General features: G+C 45.2%; 1 protein-coding gene. It reads right to left on the bottom strand.

Annotation, left to right across the window (positions count from 1 at the left end; translation table 11 throughout):
* On the bottom strand, positions 1-884 hold an 884-nt coding region (locus BCU84_RS20845), incomplete at both ends, for a VCBS domain-containing protein (RefSeq protein WP_198589578.1).

The following is an 884-nucleotide window of genomic DNA, read 5'->3' on the forward strand; positions in this document are numbered from 1 at the left end:
ACGTCTTTGTCTTCAGTTAGTGAAGTTGTTGCAGTGCCACCAATGACCGCCTTATCGTCGGTACCGTTAATGGTCACTGTAATTTTCTGTTCGGTGCCATCGATAGAATGAACTATGAGCGTATCAGTGAGTGACTCGCCCGTTTTCAGCCCTTGAATGGCAGATTGAGAGTTATCAGCTGTGTAGGTCCAATGACCTAGTTCATTTAAAGAAAGCGCACCAAATTGACCTTGCTGAACAGTGGCTTGGAATTGGTTCTGACCGTTATCCACATCAGTAACAGAGAGTGCGCCATCAACGTGTAGTTGTCCTTGATGGACGTCTTTGTCTTCGGTTAATTGTGCTGAACTTGTACCAGAAATGACCGCTTTATCGTCAGTGCCGTTGATAGTGACAGAGATTTTTTGTTCTGTGCCATCAACAGAATGAACTAATAAAGTATCGGTGAGTGACTCGCCTGTTTTAAGGCCTTGAATCGCTGGTTGAGAATTATCAGCAGTATAGGCCCAATGACCTAGTTCGTTTATAGATAATGTGCCGTATTGACCTTGTTGAGCACTCGCCTGGAATTGGTTTTGTCCTGCATCGAGGTCCGTTACCGTCAGGGCGCCATCGACACGGAGCTGGCCAGAGTGAACATCTTTATCTTCAGTTAAACTGGCTGTTGATGTGCCAGCAATAACCGCTTTATCATCAGTGCCGTTAATGGTCACAGAGATTTTTTGTTCTGTGCCATCAACAGAATGAACTAATAAAGTATCGGTGAGTGATTCGCCCGTTTTCAGGCCTTGAATAGCCTGTTGGGAATTGTCAGCCGTGTAGGTCCAATGACCGAGTTCGTTCAAAGAAAGCGAACCAAATTGACCTTGCAAAACGTTCGCTTG

The sequence above is a fragment of the Shewanella sp. 10N.286.51.B7 genome (assembly GCF_002873615.1).
GTDB classification, from domain to species: Bacteria; Pseudomonadota; Gammaproteobacteria; order Enterobacterales; family Shewanellaceae; genus Shewanella; species Shewanella electrodiphila.